Here is a 20,634-nt window from a genome sequence, read left to right as displayed (position 1 = left end):
CTGTGCTCACCGCTCAAAGCATGCCGACCCTGTGGTCGGCATGCTTTGGGCGGTTCGTCGTTAAGTCCCACGAAACTAGACTTGTAAGAGTCGAAAGAGGTTTTGAAAATGTTTGAGTCCGTACAGGGCCTGCTTGATGAGCATGATGCTATCCAGGCGCAGCTGGGGGATCCTGCTGTTTACGCTGATCAGCGGCTGGCCCGGAAGCTGGGGCGGCGGTCTGCGCAGCTGAACGGCATTGTGGAGGCTTATCACAAGTGGGAGGCCCTCCGGGATGACCTTGCCGCGGCCAAAGAGATGGCTGCCGAGGACCCTGAGTTTGCTGCCGAGGTGCCTGAGCTGGAAGAGGCCATGGAGGCTGCTTCGGCCAAACTGCGCCGCCTGCTGATTCCGCGCGACCCTGACGACGCCCGCAACGTGATCCTTGAGGTCAAGGGCGGCGAAGGCGGCGACGAAGCTGCGCTGTTCGCCGGCGACCTCCTGCGGATGTACACCCGCTACGCCGAATCACGCGGTTGGAAGACCGAACTGATCTCCGCCACCGAGTCTGACCTGGGCGGCTACAAGGACGTCCAGATGGCCGTCAAGGGGAGCTCCAACGATCCTGCCGAGGGCGTTTATGCGCGCCTGAAGTTCGAGGGCGGAGTGCACCGCGTCCAGCGTGTCCCCGTGACCGAATCGCAGGGACGCATCCACACTTCTGCGGCCGGCGTGCTGGTGCTGCCCGAAGTGGACGAGCCTGAAGAGCTTGAAATCAACCAGAACGACCTCAAGATCGACGTCTACAGGTCCTCCGGCCCCGGCGGACAGTCCGTGAACACCACTGACTCCGCCGTCCGCATCACCCACCTGCCTACCGGGATTGTGGTGGCGATGCAGAACGAAAAGTCGCAGCTCCAGAACCGCGAGGCCGGCATGCGTGTGCTTCGGGCCCGTATTCTGGCGCACCAGCAGGAGCAGATCGACGCCGAGAACTCGGCCCAGCGCAAGTCGCAGATCCGCACCATGGACCGTTCAGAGCGCATCCGCACCTACAACTACCCGGAAAACCGGATCGCAGACCACCGCACCGGCTACAAGGCGTACAACCTGGATCAGGTCATGAACGGCGACCTCGAGCCGGTCATCCAGTCCGCCATCGAGATGGACGAACAGGCCCGCCTGGACGCCATCGGCGAATAGCAAGCTGCCGGAAGCCTTATAATCATGACACCTGGGTCGGAACAGTCGCTCGCGGCTGCCATCAGCGAAGCCACAGTGATCCTTCGGGACGCCGGCGTGCCCAGTCCCCGCGTCGATGCCGAGCTGCTGGCCGAGCATCTGCTGGGGGTGGGGCTCGGCCGGCTCCGCGCCATGATGCTGGGGGATTCCCCTGCACCGGAGGGCTACGCCGAACTTGTGGCCGAACGGGCACGGCGGATCCCGCTGCAGCACATCACCGGCGTGGCCCACTTCAGGTATCTTGAGCTCGCAGTGGGCCCCGGGGTTTTTATCCCGCGTCCTGAAACGGAATCGGTGGTCCAGCTGGTCATTGACCACGTGAAGGGCATGGCGCATCCGCGGATTGTTGACCTGGGGACCGGTTCGGGCGCGATTGCCGGCTCGATCGCCCATGAGGTGCCCGGCGCCGAGGTCCATGCCGTGGAGTACAGCACCTTCGCGCACGCATGGGCGGAGAAAAACCTGGCCCCGCTTGGCGTCAGGCTCACCCTGGGGGACCTCCGCAACGCGCTGCCGGAGCTCAACGGAACCTTCGACGTCGTAGTGTCCAACCCGCCCTACATTCCCGCCGAAGCCATTCCAAACGAACCTGAAGTGGCCCTCCACGATCCTCCCGAAGCCCTGTACGGCGGGGGAGCGGACGGCATGGAACTTCCGACGGCGGCGGCCGCCTCGGCAGCGCGGCTTCTGGTTCCCGGCGGCTACTTCGTGATGGAACACGCCGAAGTCCAGGCGGCCTGGATCGCCGCAATGATGAAGCGCAGCGGTGCCTGGACCGGGATCACCACGCACCTGGACCTCAACGGCAAGGAACGCGCCACCAGCGCCGTGTTTGCCGGTCCGCGCCACGACTGATGAAAGAATAGGCCAGTGACCACAACCTACAACTGCACGTCAGAGGATCAGCGCGCCCTGGGTCTGGAACATGCCCAGCGTGCCATCAGCGAAAAAAAGTGTGTGGTCTTCCCCACCGACACTGTGTACGGGATCGCAGCCGACGCCTTCTCTCCGCAGGCAGTCACCATGCTCCTGGTTTCCAAAGGGCGCAGCCGCGCCATGCCGCCGCCCGTGCTCATTCCCCGGATCAACGCCCTGGACGGACTGGCCACGGATGTTTCCGCTGACGCCCGCAAGCTGGCCGAAGCGTTCTGGCCAGGCGGCCTGACCCTGATTCTGCACGCGCAGCCCTCCCTTGACTGGGACCTCGGCGACACCCAGGGCACGGTAGCCCTGCGTATGCCCGCCGACGAGGTGGCGCAGGAACTCCTGACCCTGACAGGCCCGCTGGCGGTATCCTCCGCCAACCGGACAGGCCAGGCACCCGCGCAGACCGCAGCTGAAGCACGCGCCCAGCTCGCTGAGTCGGTGGAGGTCTATCTTGAGGGAGGCTTCAGGCCGCTCGAAGGAACCGAGGCGGTGGCTTCCACCATCGTGGACGCCACCGGACCCGTCCTCCGGGTGGTGCGCAACGGCGCAGTGTCCCTTGACCGGCTCCGTGAGCATGTTCCCGGCGTCCTGGGCCTGGGCGAAATTCCCATGGCTGAACCGGACGAGGCTGTGCCAGCTGCTCCCGCCGCGCCAGCGGCGCCCTCGGAGGCTGAACCTGCGGCGGCTGACCACGGCACACCGGACGTGCGGACAACCGCAGCGCCCGCCGAAAAGGATCCGGAGGCATGATCGTTGGCCGCGACCGACTAAGGGTCCTGGACGTCGATGTCACTGCCGTGCATGAGCACGGCATGGCCGAGGTCCTGAGCCACCTGATCGCAGCAGGGGGCCGGCGCACCATCGTCGGCCACAATCTGCACAGCTGCTACCTGTACCACACGGTTCCCGAGTTCAAGGCACTCTACGATTCTGCCGACGTCGTGCTCCTGGACGGCGCGCCCGTCTACGCACTATGGAAGCGGCAACTGCATGCAGCCGCCCCCGATTCCAGCTACCGGGTGGGATCGACCGACTGGATCAAGCACCTGGGTGCAGTGACAGGCCTGGACCGCGTGGCCATTGTCGGAACCAACACAGACAGTAACGCCGAGGCGTGCCGCAAACTTGAAGCGCTCCTGCCCGGAGCCGAGGTGCGCGGGTGGGCCGGTGAGAACTGGGGCCCGGCAAGGGAGCGGACGGTGATCGGCGAACTGCAGTCCTTTGGGCCGAACCTGGTGCTGGTGGGCCTGGGGATGCCGCTGCAGGAGTCGTTCCTGTGGCAGCGCCGTGATGAGCTTCCCGACGCCGTCTACGGTGCGGTGGGCGGTGCGCTTGACCAGATTTCCGGGCACCAGCGGCTCGCCCCCCGGTGGCTCGGCCGGCTCGGCTTCGAATGGCTATGGCGCCTCATCCTCTCACCGCAGAGGGTTTTTGGACGCGTGTTCATTGAGCCCTGGAAGCTGGCCGCTGTCCTGGCCGGCCGGAAATTTCGACCCACGGAAACAGGGGCCAGCAAATGACCAGGAATGTTGTCGCCGTGGTTGTCACATACAACCGGCGGGAGCTACTCGAGACCACCCTCCGCGGGATCACCTCCGGATCGGTCCTGCCCTCCACAGTGGTGATTGTGGACAACGCGTCCACGGACGGAACCGCAGACTACCTGGCCGCGTACAACGGCCCGGTCGCCACGGACGTCATCCGGCTGACTCAGAACCTGGGCGGCGCCGGGGGCTTCGTCGTCGGGATGGAACGCGCGGTCCTCGACCACGCTGCAGACTATGTCTGGATCATGGATGACGACACGGAACCGCAGCACGAAGCACTCGCGGAGGCTCTCGCTGCGTCGCAGGCCTACGCCGCAGCAGCCGGGGACGAACCAAGCTTTGTGGCAAGCAGGGTGGTCTGGACCGATGGACGCGACCATCCGATGAACCGGATGCGTCCTCGGCTGGGCGCCAGCGAGGATGACCGTGCGACCGCAGTCCGGGCCGGGGGAGTGCAGATCAGGACGGCCTCGTTCGTCTGCATCCTGATTGCCGCCGGGCAAATCCGCCGCCACGGGCTTCCCATCGCGGACTATTTCATCTGGAACGACGATCTGGAGTACACGGCCCGGATCTCCCGGCACCGGAATGCCATCTCGGTCGAAAAGTCCATCGCCAACCATCACACCAAGTCATTCGGAGACGCCGGCGCTGATCCTGGCGCGCGTTTCTACTATGAAGTGCGGAACAAGCTATGGGTCTACACGCGTTCGTCGGCGCTTACTCCCTGGGAGAAAGTGCTGTACTCAGGCGCCTCCGTCCGTAACTGGAGCAGGACCATCGCCGGCTCGCCGAACAAGCGACTCCTCCTCAAGGGACTCCTCCGGGGGATCCTCCACGGCATCAGGGCACCACGCAGCAATGAGCAGGTCCTCAACGGGATCTACCCCCTTCGGGACGTGCGGCTGACCGGAGGACCCGTCACATGATCATGTACCTGCTCATGGGGCTGACGGCCGCCGTCGTGTCCTATGGGGCCACCTGGGGTGCCCGCGTTGTGGGCAACCGGCTGGAACTCCATATGCCCATCCGCAGCCGTGACATGCATTCGATACCCGTCTCGCGGCTGGGCGGTGTGGCGATCTTCCTTGGCGTGCTGGTGGCATTGATCGTGGCCAGCCAGTCCTTCTTCGTCAAAGACATCTACCGGAACAACTTCTCGCCCTGGGGTGTTCTGGCCGGCGCCTCGGTGATTGTGCTGGTGGGCGTCATGGATGACCTCCTGGACATCCGCTGGTGGGTGAAACTGATTGGCCAGAGCGCTGCAGCACTGGTGGTTGCCGTCTGGGGCGTTCGGATGACAATCGTCCCGTGGGTTCCGGAACCGATTGTCCTTGAGAACGAAATGGTCCGGATTGTGCTGACAGCCGGACTGATTGTCACCACCATGAACGCCTTCAACTTCATTGACGGCCTGGACGGACTGGCCGCCGGCGTGGCGATCATCGGCGGAACCGCGTTCTTCTTTACCGCCTACTGGGTGCACCGGAACGCCGTCCTGCTGGACTATTCGGACCTTGCCACCCTCCTCACAGCCGTGGTGGTGGGCAGTTGCATCGGGTTCCTGCCGCACAATTGGTTCCCGTCAAAGATCTTTATGGGCGATTCCGGCGCCATGCTCATCGGACTGCTGTTCGCCGCAGCCGGTATCGTCTCCACGGGCCAAATCACCTCGGGACTGTACGACCGCGCCAACGGTATTTCCACCGTCATTCCCATCCTGCTGCCGTTCGCTGTCCTCTTCCTGCCCTTGCTGGACCTCGGGCTCGCCGTTGTCCGCAGGACGGCACGGGGACGTTCCCCGTGGTCCGCCGACAGGGGCCATCTCCACCACAAGCTGCTGGACATCGGCTATTCGCACCGGACTGCCGTGATCCTCATGTACCTGTGGACGGCCGTACTCTCCTTCGGCGGCCTTGCTTTCGCGGTGTTCCCGTGGCAGTACGTGCTGGCGGTGGACCTCTTCGCCACCCTGGTGATGGGCCTGGTAACCGCCTGGCCCTACTTGCGCCGGGACAGCGAGAACACGGCTGCGTAACCGTGTCCGGATTCATTTCTATCTCGTGTAGAATTTAGGGGCAGCCACAGCTGCCCCTCCACCCAGCCCCAGGGCGCCGACGATTGGGATCTTATGACCTCCAACGCCGACTCCGGACATGCGTCCGGGAACGGATCCGTTGGGGACCCAAGACCCGCCCGGTCCCTGTGGCTTCGCCTCCTCGCCATCAGTTCAGCTGCCGGTGCGGGCGCAATCATCCTGGCGGGCATTCCGGCTGCCATCCTGAACGGGACCGACGGCGTCCTGTCCAGTTCCCTGGGTGGCCTCCTGGTGATGGCCTTCTTTGCCATCAGCCTTCTGGTTGGCCACTTCATGGGGCGCAATAACCCCTCCGGTGCAATCGGAATGTTTGTGGCGACCTATTTCGTCAAAGTTGTCGGTTTCGGGGTGGTCCTTTTCGTGATCGGGGCACCTGCCTGGCTTCACGGACGATGGTTCCTGATTGGTGCCGTTGCCACCGTTGTCTTCTGGCAGGCCGCCGAAATCTACGGCTTCAGCAAGGCACGCCTGCAGATTTACAACGACCCCGAGCCTAAGGAGCCGAACGATGTCTGATCGGGAACCAGCCGCGGACAACGGCTCTTCCACGTCCAGGAACACACCCTCCACACCGGGAGTGTCGGACGAAAACAGCAACGGCGGATACAACGCCGGCATGGCCGTCTTCAGCTACATAATTGGCGGAATCATCGTCTGGAGTTTGATAGGGTGGGGTCTGGATAATCTGTGGGGAACCCGCTGGATCGTGCTCGCAGGCGCTCTGCTTGGAGCTGCCGGAGGTTTCTATCTTTCTCACATGCACGGCCTTACCAGTTCCAGAAACTCAACGGGTAAGCGCGGCGCAGACAGCGGCCCGTCCGCGGATGGAAACACTAATGCCAAATAATTTCACAGGGGGAACTGCGGAGCGAAAATCCGCCGATCCCTGCCCAACGCCCAATGATGGACACTGCAGAGAGGAAACGCGTTGATCGCGCTTGCGCTCCCGGCCCAAGATTCAGGAGAGTTCACTCCTCCTGGAATTGAAGAAATGCACCTGCCGGCAATCCTGCCGTGGGGGGTGGCAGACGGATTCTCCAAGCAGATGCTCCTGGTGATCATGTCGGTCGTCATTATCGCTACATTCTTTCTGCTAGCTGCCAGGAAGCAGCAGCTTGTCCCCGGCAAGCTCCAGTTCGCTGGTGAAATGGCCTACGGCTTTGTGCGTAACAGCATCGCCAAGGACATTATCGGCGGCAAAGACTTTATGAAGTATGTGCCGCTGTTGTTCAGCCTCTTCTTCTTCATCCTCGTAAACAACATTTACGGCGCAATTCCCGTGCTGCAGCTCCCGAGCTTCTCGCATGTCGGTGGCGCCTACGTCCTTGCCGGCATTGTCTACGTGACCTGGATTGCCATCGGCATCAAGAAGAACGGCCTGAAGTACTTCAAGCTGGCCACCGTACCCTCCGGCGTACCGGTCTACATCCTTCCGCTGATCATCCCGATCGAGATCATCTCCAACTTCCTGGTCCGCCCGGTCACTCACAGCCTCCGTCTGTTTGCCACCATGCTGGCCGGTCACCTGATCGTGATGATCGCAGGCTCGGGCATCGAGTACCTGATCATGCAGGAGAGCGTCCTGCTCAAGGGAGCCTCGGTCCTGGTGCTCGCCGGCGCAATCGCCATGTACATGCTGGAAGCGCTGATCATGGCGCTCCAGGCCTACGTCTTCACGCTGCTGACTGCCATCTACATTGAAGGCGCACTGCACGCGGACAGCCACTAGGCACCCCACAAACTTCCCCTCGCGGGGATGAAGCAACCCAAACAACCTGCCACAAAGATGGCATCTTGAAAGGAAGAAAAATGGAAGGCTCCATCAACGGCTCCCTCAACCTCATCGGCTACGGCCTCTCCGCTATCGGCGGTGGTATCGGTGTGGGTCTCGTGTTCGCTGCTTACATCAACGGCGTAGCACGTCAGCCGGAAGCCCAGCGCGTCCTGCAGCCGATCGCATTCCTCGGCCTGGCGCTGACTGAAGCTCTCGCCATCCTCGGCCTGGTCTTCGCTTTCGTTCTCTCCTAAGCGTTAGAACTTAGCGAACATCCAGAAACCGAGTAGAAAAGGACGGGTGAATTATGAACCAGGTGATCATCTCAGCCGCCACAGAGGGCGAGACTAACCCACTGGTGCCCAACGTCTGGGAAATGGGCGTTGTCCTCGTCGGCTTTGCTGTCCTCATGTTCATCGTGGTCAAGTTCGTTGTCCCGATGTTCGAGAAGACCTTTGCAGAGCGCGCTGAGGCAATCGAAGGCGGCATCGCCAAGGCTGAAAAGGCCCAGGCGGAAGCTTCTGCTGCCCTCGAGGAATACAAGCAGCAGCTCACTGATGCACGCGCTGAAGCCAACCGCATCCGCGAGGAAGCACGTGCCGAAGGCGCGCAGATCCTTGCTGATCTGAAGGAAAAGGCAGCTGCTGAATCGGCCCGCATCACGGCTCAGGCCCACGTGCAGATCGAATCCGAGCGCCAGGCGGCCGTTGTGTCGCTGCGTTCCGAGGTCGGCACGCTGGCTACCACGCTGGCCGGTCGCATTGTTGGCGAAGCGCTCGACAATGACGAGCGTTCCGCCCGTGTGGTTGACCGTTTCCTGGCAGATCTGGAGACCCAGAACGCAGGTGCAGCTAAGTAATGTCAGGTGTATCGAGCGAATCGCTGACCACGGCCCTGACCTCGCTGGAAGCCAAGCTTCCGCTGGCCTCGCTGCAGTTGGCTAAGGAACTCTTCGGAATCCTGGGAACGGTGGACAGCTCGGCCGGCTTGCGCCGGGCTTTGACTGACCCCTCCCGCAGCGGTGACGAAAAGGCGGCGCTGGTCAAGCAGCTCGTTGGCGGAAAAGTTTCCGCCGATGCTGCGGACATCGCGGGCGGTCTGGCCAGTTCACGCTGGGCATCGGCCCGAGATATCGGCGATGCACTCGAGACGCTTGCCGCGACGGTGGTAATCGCCGTCGCTGAAAACAAGTCGGCCGTTTCTGCCTCCGGTGTCTCTGGGCTGGAAGAACTGGAGAACGATCTGTTCTCCTTCAACCAGGCCGTTGCCTCCAACCACGAGGTACAACGTGCTCTGTCGGAGCCGCAGGCCAGTGCTGCTGCAAAGATCAGCTTGGCTGAGAAGTTGGTTCCTGGCGCAAGCGAGGAAGCCAAAGTCCTCATTGCTCAGGCAGTGACCGCACCCCGCGGCATCAAGCCGACCAACCTGGTAGCCCGGTTCGCCGAGCTGGCAGCCAAACGGCAGCAGCGCTGGATTGCAACGGTCAGCGTGACGCGTCCCTTGACGGCGACGCAGTTTGCACGCCTCCAGGCCGGGCTGAACGCCCTGTACGGTCGCGAGCTCAAGGTCAACCTCACTGTTGACCCTGAACTGATCGGCGGAATCCGCGTCCAGGTGGGTGACGAAGTGCTAGACGCTTCTGTTGTCACCCGGCTGGGCCAGCTCCACCGCCAACTGGCCGGTTAGCCGGACAAGCACAACTTAACGAAACGAAACCCCGGTCATCGTGAGCAACGATGATCACGAAAACAGGAGAGCAGGGACTGCAGATGGCCGAATTGACCATCAACGCCGACGACGTCCGTATTGCGTTGAACGAGTTCGCGGCGTCCTACGAACCCGGAAACGCAGAGCGCGTAGAGGTTGGCCGTGTAACAACCGCTGGTGACGGCATCGCCCGTGTTGAGGGCCTTCCCTCGGTCATGGCGAACGAGCTGCTTCGCTTCGAAGACGGCACCCTGGGCCTGGCCCAGAACCTCGACGTCCGCGAAATCGGTGTGATCGTCCTCGGTGACTTCACCGGAATCGAAGAAGGCCAGGAAGTCCACCGCACCGGACAGGTTCTGTCCGTGCCGGTTGGCGATGCCTTCCTCGGCCGCGTGGTTGACCCGCTGGGACAGCCGATCGATGACCTCGGCGAGATCAAGGCCGAGACCACCCGTGCGCTGGAACTCCAGGCACCGGGCGTGACCCAGCGTAAGTCGGTTCACGAGCCGATGCAGACCGGCCTCAAGGCTATCGACGCCATGATCCCGATCGGCCGCGGCCAGCGCCAGCTGATCATTGGTGACCGCCAGACCGGTAAGTCGGCTATCGCCATTGACACCATCATCAACCAGAAGGCCAACTGGGCTTCCGGCGATGTGACCAAGCAGGTGCGCTGCATCTACGTGGCAATCGGTCAGAAGGCGTCCACCATCGCGGCCGTCCGTCAGACCCTTGAGGACAACGGCGCACTGGAATACACCACCATTGTGGCTTCCCCCGCGTCTGACCCCGCAGGCTTCAAGTACCTGGCACCGTACGCCGGTTCGGCCATCGGCCAGCACTGGATGTACGGCGGCAAGCACGTCCTCATCGTGTTTGATGACCTCTCCAAGCAGGCTGAGGCCTACCGTGCAGTTTCACTGCTGCTCCGCCGCCCGCCGGGACGCGAAGCCTACCCGGGCGACGTCTTCTACTTGCACTCCCGTCTGCTGGAGCGTTGTGCCAAGCTCTCCGACGAGCTCGGTGCCGGCTCGATGACCGGCCTGCCGCTCATCGAAACCAAGGCAAACGACGTCTCGGCTTACATCCCGACCAACGTGATCTCCATTACCGATGGCCAGATCTTCCTGCAGTCGGACCTCTTCAACGCCAACCAGCGTCCGGCCGTCGACGTGGGTGTTTCTGTGTCCCGCGTTGGTGGTGCCGCGCAGGTCAAGTCCATGAAGAAGGTTTCCGGTACTTTGAAGCTGGAACTGGCTCAGTACCGCGACATGCAGGCTTTCGCAATGTTCGCGTCGGACCTCGACGCCGCATCGCGCCAGCAGCTGACCCGCGGCGCACGCCTGATGGAACTGCTCAAGCAGGGCCAGTACTCGCCGTTCCCGGTGGAGAACCAGGTCGTTTCAATCTGGGCAGGTACCAACGGCCACCTCGATGAAGTTCCGGTTGAGGACATCAACCGCTTCGAGACCGAATTCCTGGAGCACCTGAAGCACAAGTCCTCCATCCTGACCACGCTGGCGCAGACCAACGTTATGGACGATGACACCGCTGAAGCACTGAAGACCGCCATCGTGGACTTCAAAAAGGGCTTCTTCGGCGAGGGTGACAACCGCCTGGTAGGCGCCGGCCACGAGGAGCATGACGCTATCTCTGAAGCCGAAGTCGACCAGGAAAAAATCGTCAAGCAGAAGCGCTAGTTTCGCTGGCAGGGACTGCCGGGACCTTCACCGGTTCCGGCAGTCCCGGCCACCGGGATCTTAGGAAAGGATAAGTATGGGAGCCCAGATTCGGGTCTACCGCCAGAAGATCAGCTCGACCACGTCGATGCGCAAGATCTTCAAGGCGATGGAACTGATCGCTACCTCGCGCATTGGCAAGGCCCGCGCACGCGTAGCGGCTTCACTGCCTTACGCAAACGCGATCACGCGTGCCGTTTCTGCTGTCGCAAGCCAGAGCGAAATTGACCACCCCCTGGTCACCGAACCGGAGCAGATCCGCCGGGCAGCCGTGCTGGTCATCACCTCCGACCGCGGCCTCGCAGGATCCTACTCGGCAACAGTGCTCAAGCAGGCGGAAGGCCTGATTGAACTGCTGCACGAGGAGGGCAAGGAAGTTAAGGTCTACGTGATGGGCCGCAAGGCGCAGGCGTACTTCGACTTCCGGAACCGTCCTTTCGAGCGCGCCTGGACGGGCAACACGGATGCTCCGGTGTTTGACGTTGCCCGCGAGGTTGGAACGGCATTGCTCGAAGACTTCGCGACCGCCTACGAAGAGGGCGGCGTGGACGAAATCCATGTCGTTTACACCCGCTTCAAGTCCATGGTGACCCAGGAGCCGACGGTCATTCGTCTGCTCCCGCTCGAGGTTGTCGAAGAGCAGGCTACGTCTGAGTCAGACCTCCTGCCGCTCTACGAATTCGAGCCGGAAGCCGAGCAGGTTCTCGACGCTCTGCTGCCGCGCTACATCGAGTCACGCATTTTCGCCGCCATGTTGCAGGCAGCAGCTTCCGAGCTCGCAGCCCGTCAGCGGGCGATGAAGTCCGCCGGCGACAACGCCACGGACCTCATCAAGAAGTACACGCGTCTGCGCAACACTGCCCGCCAGGCTGAAATTACGCAGGAGCTTTCCGAAATTGTTGCCGGTGCCGACGCGTTGAACGCGTCCTAGCCTGCACGATCCGGTCCAGCAGTACCTGCACCAAAGAACAAACTTAACCCCCACGCCATCTACTGAGTGAAGTGAGAGAGATGACTGCCACTGCTACCGAACACGTAGCCGCAACGTCCGGTGCCACCGGCCGTATTGCACGTGTTATTGGCCCGGTTGTCGACGTCGAATTCCCGGCTGACGCAATCCCCTCGATTTACAACGCCCTCACCACGGAGATTACCCTCAACGGTGAGACCAGGACCATCACGTTCGAGGTTGCCCTCCACCTGGGCGATAACCTCATCCGCGCCATCTCCCTGCAGGCCACCGACGGACTCGTCCGCGGCACCAACGTAGTGGACAGCGGCTCCCCGATCACCGTGCCTGTGGGCGACGGCGTCAAGGGCCACATCTTCAACGTCCTCGGCAAGCCGCTGGACGTTGACGAGTCGGAAATCCAGGCTTCGGACTACTGGCCGATCCACCGCAAGGCTCCCGCCTTCGCAACCCTCGAAGGTTCCACCGAGATGCTGGAAACCGGCATCAAGGTTATCGACCTTCTCACCCCGTACATCAAGGGTGGAAAGATCGGCCTGTTCGGCGGCGCCGGCGTGGGTAAGACGGTTCTGATCCAGGAAATGATCACCCGTGTGGCACGTAACTTCGGTGGTACTTCGGTATTCGCCGGTGTTGGCGAGCGTACCCGTGAAGGTAACGACCTCTGGGTTGAAATGGAAGAGGCAGGCGTCCTGAAGGACACTGCCCTTGTGTTCGGCCAGATGGATGAGCCGCCGGGAACGCGCCTGCGCGTTGCACTGTCCGCACTGACCATGGCGGAGTACTTCCGCGATGTGCAGAACCAGGACGTGCTGTTGTTCATCGACAACATCTTCCGCTTCACCCAGGCAGGCTCCGAGGTTTCCACCCTCCTCGGCCGCATGCCTTCGGCTGTGGGCTACCAGCCCAACCTGGCTGACGAAATGGGCCTCCTCCAGGAGCGCATCACGTCCACCAAGGGCCACTCCATCACCTCGATGCAGGCCATCTACGTTCCCGCAGATGACTACACCGACCCGGCTCCGGCCACGACCTTCGCACACCTCGACGCGACCACGGAACTTTCCCGTGAAATCGCATCCCGTGGTCTGTACCCGGCCGTTGACCCGCTGACGTCGACCTCGCGCATCCTGGACCCGCAGTACATCGGTCAGGACCACTACAACACGGCTGTCCGTGTGAAGCAGATCCTGCAGAAGAACAAGGAACTCCAGGACATCATCGCCATCCTCGGCGTTGACGAGCTCTCTGAAGAGGACAAGATCGTCGTGTCGCGTGCACGCCGCATCCAGCAGTTCCTCTCCCAGAACACCTACACCGCCAAGCAGTTCACCGGCGTGGAAGGCTCCACGGTTTCCATCAAGGACACCGTTGAAGGCTTCACCGCTATCTGCGACGGCGACCTCGACCACATTGCAGAGCAGGCGTTCTTCAACGTCGGCGGCCTGGATGACGTTGAGCGCCAGTGGGCCAAGATCCAGGAACAGACCAAGTAATATGGCTGAGCTTGAGGTTGAGATTGTCGCAGCGGACCGGTTTATCTGGTCCGGAGCGGCCAAGATGGTCAAGGCCCGCACCAGCGATGGTGAAATCGGAATCCTGCCCGGCCACGCGCCCCTGCTGGCGATCCTGGCCGAAGGTGAACTGGCTATCCAGCCGGTTTCCGGTGACCGTATTGCCGTGGTTGTTGACGGCGGGTTCTTCTCCGTCGACAACAACCGCGTGGTGATTGTTGCTGACAACGCCCAACTGGGCGACGCGGCTACTGCTGGGATCCGCTAGCATCACCCTGATGGACGTCCAGACACTCCCGTTCATCGCCCTGGCAATCAGTTTTGGATTGCTCATCTTTGCACTGTGCCTTGTGGGGGTGCGCCGCTTCAATCTGCGGCGCGCCCTCGGCACGGTGGACGCCTCCATTTGCATGGCTGGAAACAGCTGGCAGATGGGGGTTTGTCGTTATCAGGACAACGACCTCGAATGGTTCCGCCTGGCGTCCCTGAGCCTGCGTCCCAAGCATAAGTTCAAGCGCAGCTCGCTGGAGCTCCTTGGCCGGCGCAAGCCCACTGAAGCCGAGGCAGTCAAGGTCCAGCCCGACGTTGTGATCGTGGAGCTGCGGTACGAAGGACGTGATCTTCGGCTGGCCATGAAGTTCGATGCCTACACAGGGTTGTCCTCCTGGCTGGAAGCCGGGCCGGTCATCGGCGTGGGCACCTGGCGCTAGCCTCGTGGACTGGATTGCAGATATCCGGTTGACGGACGGCCCGCTGTACTGGACCGCCTGGGTTCTCGGCGCGGCCGCTACGGCGTACCTGATCTGGCGCCCGCGTCCGCTTGGCCTCCGCCGCTGGCTCCTCAGCGCGGCCGCCGCACTCGTTGCCGCTGCCGGCCTGGTTCTTCTGGTGCACTGGATCCTGATCTATATCACTCCGGTCTTCCCCGATGACCTCCCGTTCACTGTCCTGGCGTGGGTCTTCGCCGCAGTGGCCGCACTCATGCTGATGCTGCTCCGGATCCCAACGGGTTCATGGCCGCGCCGCGCCCTGGACACCGGGGCGCTTCTGGGTGTCGTCTTGCTGTGCAGCGTTCAGGTGAACGCCTACTTTGGCCTCAACCGCACGGTGGCAGACCTGACGGGAACCGCCCTGAACCGCATCCCTGCCCTTGAGCAGGAGCTGATGCGCCAGCCCGGCAGTGACGCCCGGCCGCTCGCAGGCTGGTCACCCGGCACAGAACTTCCCGACGATGGTGTGCTGCGTACCGCCTCGATACCGGGCACCGTGTCCGGCCTGCATACCCGCGCCTCCTACGTTTACCTTCCGCCGGCATACTTTGCGCCGGACCGACCCGCACTGCCGGTCCTGGTGTTGGTGCCCGGCCAGCCGGGGGGCCCCGCTGACTGGCTGACCGGCGGATCGCTGGTGCCACGGATGGAGAGTTTCGCCGACCGGCACGGGGGAGTGGCGCCCGTTGTGGTGGTGGTGGATCCCAACGGCAGCCAGTCTGCCAACACCCTCTGCATGGACAGTGACCTGGCCAAAGCGGACACGTACCTCTCCCAGGACGTTCCCGCCTGGATCATGAACACCCTCGACGTGGATGCGGACCCCCGGCAGTGGGCGGTGGGGGGCTTCAGCTTTGGAGCAACGTGCGCCGTCCAACAGGTGACCCGGCATCCTGAGCGGTTTACCGGCTTCCTTGCCTTTGCCAGCGAGAGCGAGCCGGCCCTCGCCAAGGAACGGCAGAAGACCATCGATGCGGCGTTCCATGGCGACACCGGCGCCTTTGATGCCCAGGTGCCCCTGACGCTGATGAAGGAACGCCAATACCCCGGCAAGGTGGCCTACTTTGCGGCGGGGGCCACCGACCCCGAATTTGTTGCCAACCTCAAGGCCCTGGAAGCCGCAGCCCGCGGCGCCGGGTTCACGGTTCAAGCGGACGTCGTAGAACACACCGGCCATTCCTGGGACATGCTGACCCCCGGTATGGACAACGGGCTGGAGCTCCTGGCCACCCACTGGGGGTGGGAACGTTGAAGCCGGCCCCCGATGCACGTCCGCCGGCGCTGTTCTGGTCCACCGTGGGGTACCCGGCTGTTCAGCGGCTCGCCGGGCATCTCCGGTCCGTGCCCATGACGCTTTGCTTCCTGGGGCTTTTCCTGGCGGCGGGGGCGCTGACTGACAGTTTCCTGGACGGCCCGCCGGTGGAGCTCCTGCCGGTTGCCGGCGTCAGCGGCCCCGGCTTGCGGGCGGGCCACTGGTGGTCCCTGGTGACGTCCCTGTTTTTTGCCACAAATCCGCCGGCCTATCTGGTGGCTTCCGTGATGATCCTTGTGCTGGTGGGACTGGCGGAGAAGAAACTAGGCACGCTTCATGCTGCAGCCCTCCTGCTGGGAGGCCAGTTTGCCGCCGTCACCGTGTTCCTGCTCCTCACCCAGCTGGCACGGTACGCCGGGGACGGCTGGCTGGGCCTGATGGCGGACAACATCCTGATCGGGCCCTATGCAGCCGTCCTGGCCGTTTCAATGGCGGCGAGCGGCCGGCTGCCTGTTCTGTGGCGGCGCCGGCTGCGGACGGCGGTGCTGTCCGTTTCACTGTTGTTGGTCCTGTACGTGGGGCATGCAGAAACGGTCATCGGGTTGGTTGGTGCCCTGGTCGGGCTGGGGGTCAGCTGGTGGGACGAGAATGACTTCGGCCACCTCCATGCGCCACGTTCCACCGGCCGCGAGACGAGGAACCTGCTCGCACTGACAGTGGCGGTTTTCGCCGTTGGACCCATCCTCACCACAATCACCCGGACACCCACCGGTCCGCTGGCGCTGCTGCGGGACATCCTGCTGAATCCGGTGCCAACACTGGGCCAGCTGGAGGCGAATTGCGGATCCACGGTAGAGGCCTCATGCCTGGAGGTGGGGAGGACAGGCTTTGCCGGCCCTTTTGGGCTGGCCCTGGCAGTTGTCCCGGTGGTGCTGCTGCTGATCTGTGCCGACGGCATGCGCCGGGGACGGCGGATGGCCCTTCGGATCACGTTGGTCATCCAGCTGGTGATCACGGCCCTGGCCGCCGTGTACCTTGCCCTGTTTGCCCTCATCCCGCACTATCCTTCCCGCCCGCAGCCGGCCGCGATGGGTTCGGGATTCGCCCACATCCTGCCCCTCGTGACGGTGCCCCTCCTGCTGGCCGTGCTGCTGTGGGCCAACCGGCGGCAGTTCCGGGTGGAGACCGTCCCGGCTGCCCGGCGCAAACTGGCGGCAGTGGTGGTCGGCGTCTGGCTGGTCCTTGCCGGCGGCTATACAGCCGCGTGGCTGGCCGCCGGAGGACTGATGCGCGACGGCGGCCCGCTGGGTTTGCTGGCCGAGTTGTCCAGGCAATACCTGCCTGTGCCGCTTCCCAACCTCTATCACCGCGTTTTCGCCGAACGTAACAGCCTCGAGGCACTGATTTTCGGCTATTCGGGCCCGGTGTTCTGGCTGGTGGCGCTGGCAGGCGTCTGGTCGGTCCTGGTGGGCCGCCACCACGGCAGCGACTCAGGGCACGATGACAGGACTGCTGCCCGGAAACTGCTCCATGAGGGCGGCGACTCGCTGTCCTGGATGGCGCTCTGGGAGCCCAACCGCTACTGGTTCACGCCGGATGGCCATGCTGCCGTGGCGTACCAGCTGCACGGAAGCGTGGCCCTGACTCTCGCGGGTCCCTTCGGCCCGGCTCACGCCCGCGAACGGACTGCTGAGGGGTTCATCGAGTACTGCAGCGCGCGGGCGCTGATCCCGGCCTTCTACTCGTGCGATGGCGCACTGTGGCCGCTGCTGAGCGGCCGGGGATTTCAGCGGGTGCCCGTTGCGCAGGAGACCCGGCTGTCAGTCCGGGAACTGGATTTCAAGGGCAAAGAATGGCAGAACGTACGCACGGCGCGCAACCGGGCCGCCAAGATGGGCGTCACCGCCGTGTGGGGGACGTACAACGGACTTCCGCCGGCACTGCGGGCCCGGCTCAGCGAGGTGTCGGAGGAATGGGCCGCCGCCAAAACCGTGCCCGAGATGGGGTTCACCCTGGGCGGCATCGATGAACTGATGGACGACGAGGTGCTCTGCTGCCTCGCCGTGGACGCCGACGCCAACGTCCATGGCATAACGAGCTGGTTGCCCGTTTACGACGGCGGGAAGCTGGTCAGCCGCACACTGGACGTGATGCGCCGGGGAGCCGAGGGATTCCCCGGGGTCATGGAGTTCCTGATTGCGGCCGCCGTGGTGGAGCTGCGGGAATCGGTGGAGGTCATCTCGCTGTCCGGGTCACCGTTGGCGTCCCGGCCTGATGACGGCCAGCTGCCGGCCGAGAACCTGGTCCGCATCCTGGACGTTGTGGGCCATGCACTGGAACCTGTTTACGGGTTCCGGTCGCTGGCAGCCTTCAAATCACGGTTTCAGCCTGAATACCGGACGCTGTACCTCTACTACCAGGACCCCCTGCAGTTGCCTGCCATAGGACGGGCGCTCACCCTGGCCTACTTGCCAGGCCTCTCGCTCCGGCAAGGTGCCCGGCTGGTGCGCAGCCTGGTGGGCTGAGCTGGACAGGGATGACCTGGAAAGCGAGTCGACACAAACAAAAAAATCCCCGGCACGGGTGCCGGGGATCTTCTTGCCGGAAGCCGCGACGAGGCGGCCTCCGGGCGGGTTACTAGACCAGCGTTACGCCGGTAGCCTGGGGGCCCTTGGCGCCCTGACCGATTTCGAACTGAACGCGCTGGTTCTCGTCGAGGGTCTTGAAACCACCGGTCTGGATCTCGGAGTAGTGAACGAAGACATCGCCATCGGAGTCATCCGGGGTGATGAAGCCGAAGCCCTTTTCAGCGTTGAACCACTTGACGGTTCCCTGTGCCATTTATTTCTCCTCATTATGGAACTTGTCTAAGCCCGGCACACCTCGTGCCGGACTCGGTCACTCCGCGAGAAGAATCCTAAACTGCGGTCCCAAAGGGGACCGGCGGTGCAGGAGCTTCGCGCTCGCAACTTGTCTTGCGAGCATGAAAAAACACCTACACAAAGACTGTTCTAAGAATTTCATGCCGTCCGCGTCAGGTCAACGGTCAGGCCGGGAAATTTTGGGCAAAACGGCATGAATCCCCTTGTCAGGGCACTATTCACCGCAGCCGGCGCAGGCCAGGGGAGAGCCAGTGGCTCAGAACAGCCGCGATTCGGTGTCGTCGACGCCCCGCATGGCGTCGTAGTCCAGTGTGACGCAGTCGATGCCGCGGTCGTTGGCCAGCACCTTGGCCTGGGGTTTGATTTGCTGGGCGGCGAAGATTCCGCGGACCGGAGCCAGCAGCGGGTCGCGGTTCAGCAGCTCCAGGTAGCGGGTCAGCTGCTCCACGCCGTCGATATCGCCGCGCCGCTTCAGTTCGATGGCCACGGTTGCGCCGTTGGCGTCCCGGGCAAGGATGTCCACGGGCCCGATGGCGGTGAAGTACTCACGGCGGATCAGCGAAAAGCCGCTGCCGAGGGTTTCAATCTGGTCAGCAAGCAGACGCTGCAGATCCGCTTCCACGCCGTCCTTGATCAGGCCGGGGTCAACTCCCAGGTCGTGGGACGACTCATGGATGTGCTCATGGATATTGATGATGAGGCGGTCATCGGTTTTGGCGGACTGGACGGTCCACTGTTCGGTGACGCCCAGCTCAAGGTCAACATCCTCCGGCGACGAGACACGCAGGGTTGCCGGCGGGCTCATCCAGTTCAGCGGCTTGTACGAACCGCCGTCTGAATGGACCAGCACGGAGCCATCGGCCTTGACCAGCAGGAGCCTGGTAGCAAGGGGGAGATGGGCTTTGAGCCGGCCAACATAATCAACTGAACATCGGGCTATGACAAGTCGCACGCCGTACACACTACCGGGGCTAGGGCAGAATGGAGGCATGCCGCGTTCCAACCGTCCCCGCCGCCCTGCCTCCGGGAAGGGTCCCGCTGCCAAGGGGAGCCTGGCCGGCAAAGTATCGGGCAAGAAGGGGAACGGCGAGGTTCCGGAGCTGGATCTGGAGCGTGCCCGGGCAGGAATTGCGCGGCGCGAAAGCGCTCCCGACGGCGAGTGGATGGTCAGGACGATGACCGCCAGGAACGCGGAAAAGACCTACATCTGCCCAGGCTGCTCCACGGCAGTTGTTCCCGGGGTGGCCCATTTGGTGGTGTGGAAGGACGACCACCTCTTTGGTGCCGCCGCCGGTCTCGCCGAGCGCCGTCACTGGCACACCAACTGCTGGCTGTCCCGGACATACCGCTACCGCTGAGGGCACGCGCCACCCGGGCAGCGACCTGCTGCGGGGCAGGGCAGGGGCGGCGCGGAGTCGCTAAGCTGGCAGGCATGACTTTTGATCCGGCGTCGTACAAATTCAGCCAGCCCTCGGGCCCGTCACCCATCCGCGCGTCCACGGTCCTGCCGGCGAAGCGGGAAAATATCGAGCTCCACACGGAGGACGGCCACAGGCTGGTCGGTGAGCTGGCCGTGCCGGAATCCGGTCCCGTTACCGCGACGCTGATCACCTTGCATCCCCTCCCGACCCACGGCGGGTTTATGGACTCCCATGTCTACCGGAAGGCGTCCTACCGGCTCCCCGCCCTGGCAGGGGTGGCCGTGCTCCGCTTCAACACCCGGGGAACCGCATCGCCGCGGGGAACCAGCGCGGGCGCGTTTGAAGAGGGAATCGGTGAACGCCTGGACGTCGAGGCGGCCGTGCGTTTCGCCGTCGAACGCCAACTGCCCAACCGCTGGCTGGTGGGATGGTCCTTCGGCACCGAGCTTGCGCTGATGTACGGGGCGGCGGAGCCGGTGGCGGGCCAGATTGAGGGTGCAGTGCTGCTCTCACCCCCGCTTCACCGGGCCACCGATGCGCACCTGCGGATTTGGGCGGAGGCGGGAAAGCCGCTGACGGTCCTGGTGCCGGAGCACGATGACTACCTCCAGCCCGCCGCTGCGGCCGAACGCTTCAGCCTGGTGCCGCAGGCGCGGGTAGTGGGGGTCGACGGCGCCAAGCACCTTTGGGTGGGCGAGAAGTACGCTTCGCGGGCGCTCAACGAGATCGTGGATGAGGTGACCGAGGCAGGTTCGGGTCCCAACGGCCTGCCGACGGAATGGAACGGCCCCGTGGCGTCAGCGGCCTGATGG

Annotated in this window: 23 protein-coding genes; 21 read left to right on the top strand and 2 right to left on the bottom strand. The window is 63.4% G+C overall.

Translation table 11 applies throughout. The features are described from left to right. Positions 1-108 precede the first annotated feature (108 nt). The 19 genes from prfA (at position 109) to IDT60_RS12115 (ending at position 18,044) form a co-directional block, all read left to right on the top strand. On the top strand, positions 109-1,182 hold the full coding sequence (gene prfA, locus IDT60_RS12200; protein WP_164199014.1) for a peptide chain release factor 1: 1,074 nt from the start codon (positions 109-111) through the stop codon (positions 1,180-1,182). Between the two features lie 24 nt (positions 1,183-1,206). Next, positions 1,207-2,076: a peptide chain release factor N(5)-glutamine methyltransferase gene (prmC, locus tag IDT60_RS12195; protein ID WP_191079266.1), complete on the top strand. Its 870-nt coding sequence runs from the start codon at positions 1,207-1,209 to the stop codon at positions 2,074-2,076. A gap of 15 nt (positions 2,077-2,091) precedes the next feature. After that, positions 2,092-2,898 carry an L-threonylcarbamoyladenylate synthase gene (locus IDT60_RS12190; protein WP_223883708.1) on the top strand — a complete coding sequence of 269 codons (807 nt, stop codon included), beginning with the start codon at positions 2,092-2,094 and terminating at the stop codon, positions 2,896-2,898. Further along, complete coding sequence (locus IDT60_RS12185; protein ID WP_164199018.1) at positions 2,895-3,668, top strand: WecB/TagA/CpsF family glycosyltransferase; 774 nt, start codon at positions 2,895-2,897, stop codon at positions 3,666-3,668. Before IDT60_RS12190 ends, IDT60_RS12185 begins: the two co-directional genes overlap by 4 nt. Then, entirely contained in the window at positions 3,665-4,624 is a 960-nt protein-coding gene (locus IDT60_RS12180; RefSeq protein ID WP_191079265.1) for a glycosyltransferase, read from the top strand. The genes IDT60_RS12185 and IDT60_RS12180 overlap by 4 nt, the downstream gene beginning before the upstream one ends. Then, the gene (locus tag IDT60_RS12175; RefSeq protein WP_164199022.1) at positions 4,621-5,733 is read left to right on the top strand and encodes an MraY family glycosyltransferase; all 1,113 of its coding nucleotides are present in this window, start codon (positions 4,621-4,623) and stop codon (positions 5,731-5,733) included. The genes IDT60_RS12180 and IDT60_RS12175 overlap by 4 nt, the downstream gene beginning before the upstream one ends. A 93-nt stretch (positions 5,734-5,826) precedes the next feature. Next, complete coding sequence (locus tag IDT60_RS12170) at positions 5,827-6,309, top strand: hypothetical protein (RefSeq protein WP_191079264.1); 483 nt, start codon at positions 5,827-5,829, stop codon at positions 6,307-6,309. Continuing rightward, positions 6,302-6,640, top strand: a complete 339-nt coding sequence (locus tag IDT60_RS23250) for a hypothetical protein (RefSeq protein ID WP_223883707.1) — start codon at positions 6,302-6,304, stop codon at positions 6,638-6,640. Before IDT60_RS12170 ends, IDT60_RS23250 begins: the two co-directional genes overlap by 8 nt. 81 nt (positions 6,641-6,721) lie before the next feature. Continuing rightward, a complete protein-coding gene (atpB, locus tag IDT60_RS12165; protein ID WP_164199027.1) occupies positions 6,722-7,522 on the top strand; it encodes a F0F1 ATP synthase subunit A in 801 nt (266 codons plus the stop codon). Between the two features lie 80 nt (positions 7,523-7,602). After that, positions 7,603-7,821: an ATP synthase F0 subunit C gene (atpE, locus tag IDT60_RS12160; RefSeq protein ID WP_011692451.1), complete on the top strand. Its 219-nt coding sequence runs from the start codon at positions 7,603-7,605 to the stop codon at positions 7,819-7,821. 53 nt (positions 7,822-7,874) lie between these two features. Next, entirely contained in the window at positions 7,875-8,426 is a 552-nt protein-coding gene (locus IDT60_RS12155; protein WP_164199029.1) for a F0F1 ATP synthase subunit B, read from the top strand. Next, a complete protein-coding gene (locus IDT60_RS12150; RefSeq protein WP_164199031.1) occupies positions 8,426-9,253 on the top strand; it encodes a F0F1 ATP synthase subunit delta in 828 nt (275 codons plus the stop codon). Before IDT60_RS12155 ends, IDT60_RS12150 begins: the two co-directional genes overlap by 1 nt. An 83-nt stretch (positions 9,254-9,336) precedes the next feature. Further along, positions 9,337-10,974 (top strand): F0F1 ATP synthase subunit alpha, encoded by a 1,638-nt coding sequence (gene atpA, locus IDT60_RS12145; RefSeq protein ID WP_164206094.1) that lies wholly within the window; start codon positions 9,337-9,339, stop codon positions 10,972-10,974. Positions 10,975-11,050: 76 nt separating this feature from the next. Beyond that, on the top strand, positions 11,051-11,944 hold the full coding sequence (locus IDT60_RS12140) for a F0F1 ATP synthase subunit gamma (RefSeq protein WP_164199033.1): 894 nt from the start codon (positions 11,051-11,053) through the stop codon (positions 11,942-11,944). A gap of 80 nt (positions 11,945-12,024) precedes the next feature. Beyond that, positions 12,025-13,479, top strand: a complete 1,455-nt coding sequence (gene atpD, locus IDT60_RS12135; RefSeq protein WP_164199034.1) for a F0F1 ATP synthase subunit beta — start codon at positions 12,025-12,027, stop codon at positions 13,477-13,479. 1 nt (position 13,480) lies between these two features. Further along, on the top strand, positions 13,481-13,765 hold the full coding sequence (locus tag IDT60_RS12130; RefSeq protein WP_164199036.1) for a F0F1 ATP synthase subunit epsilon: 285 nt from the start codon (positions 13,481-13,483) through the stop codon (positions 13,763-13,765). A 10-nt stretch (positions 13,766-13,775) separates the two neighbouring features. Then, the gene (locus IDT60_RS12125) at positions 13,776-14,207 is read left to right on the top strand and encodes a DUF2550 domain-containing protein (protein ID WP_191079263.1); all 432 of its coding nucleotides are present in this window, start codon (positions 13,776-13,778) and stop codon (positions 14,205-14,207) included. A gap of 4 nt (positions 14,208-14,211) precedes the next feature. Continuing rightward, positions 14,212-15,519 carry an alpha/beta hydrolase family protein gene (locus tag IDT60_RS12120; protein ID WP_191079262.1) on the top strand — a complete coding sequence of 436 codons (1,308 nt, stop codon included), beginning with the start codon at positions 14,212-14,214 and terminating at the stop codon, positions 15,517-15,519. Beyond that, positions 15,516-18,044, top strand: a complete 2,529-nt coding sequence (locus tag IDT60_RS12115) for a bifunctional lysylphosphatidylglycerol flippase/synthetase MprF (RefSeq protein WP_223883974.1) — start codon at positions 15,516-15,518, stop codon at positions 18,042-18,044. The genes IDT60_RS12120 and IDT60_RS12115 overlap by 4 nt, the downstream gene beginning before the upstream one ends. 112 nt (positions 18,045-18,156) lie before the next feature. On the opposite strand, the gene IDT60_RS12110 is transcribed toward IDT60_RS12115, so the two are convergent. Together IDT60_RS12110 and nucS are read right to left on the bottom strand one after the other, a co-directional pair. Continuing rightward, positions 18,157-18,360 carry a cold-shock protein gene (locus IDT60_RS12110; RefSeq protein ID WP_011692441.1) on the bottom strand — a complete coding sequence of 68 codons (204 nt, stop codon included), beginning with the start codon at positions 18,358-18,360 and terminating at the stop codon, positions 18,157-18,159. A 297-nt stretch (positions 18,361-18,657) separates the two neighbouring features. Next, on the bottom strand, positions 18,658-19,353 hold the full coding sequence (gene nucS, locus IDT60_RS12105) for an endonuclease NucS (protein ID WP_164199042.1): 696 nt from the start codon (positions 19,351-19,353) through the stop codon (positions 18,658-18,660). 37 nt (positions 19,354-19,390) lie between these two features. On the opposite strand from nucS, the gene IDT60_RS12100 reads away from it, so the two are divergent. Beyond that, on the top strand, positions 19,391-19,759 hold the full coding sequence (locus IDT60_RS12100; protein ID WP_191079261.1) for an ATP/GTP-binding protein: 369 nt from the start codon (positions 19,391-19,393) through the stop codon (positions 19,757-19,759). A 74-nt stretch (positions 19,760-19,833) separates the two neighbouring features. Then, on the top strand, positions 19,834-20,631 hold the full coding sequence (locus tag IDT60_RS12095; protein WP_191079260.1) for an alpha/beta hydrolase: 798 nt from the start codon (positions 19,834-19,836) through the stop codon (positions 20,629-20,631). The last annotated feature ends 3 nt before the right edge of the window (positions 20,632-20,634 follow it).

Source organism: Pseudarthrobacter sp. BIM B-2242 (assembly GCF_014764445.1).
Taxonomy (GTDB): Bacteria; Actinomycetota; Actinomycetes; order Actinomycetales; family Micrococcaceae; genus Arthrobacter; species Arthrobacter luteus_A.
The sequence above is the reverse complement of the archived record's forward strand: the minus strand, read 5'-3'. Positions and strand labels throughout refer to the sequence as shown.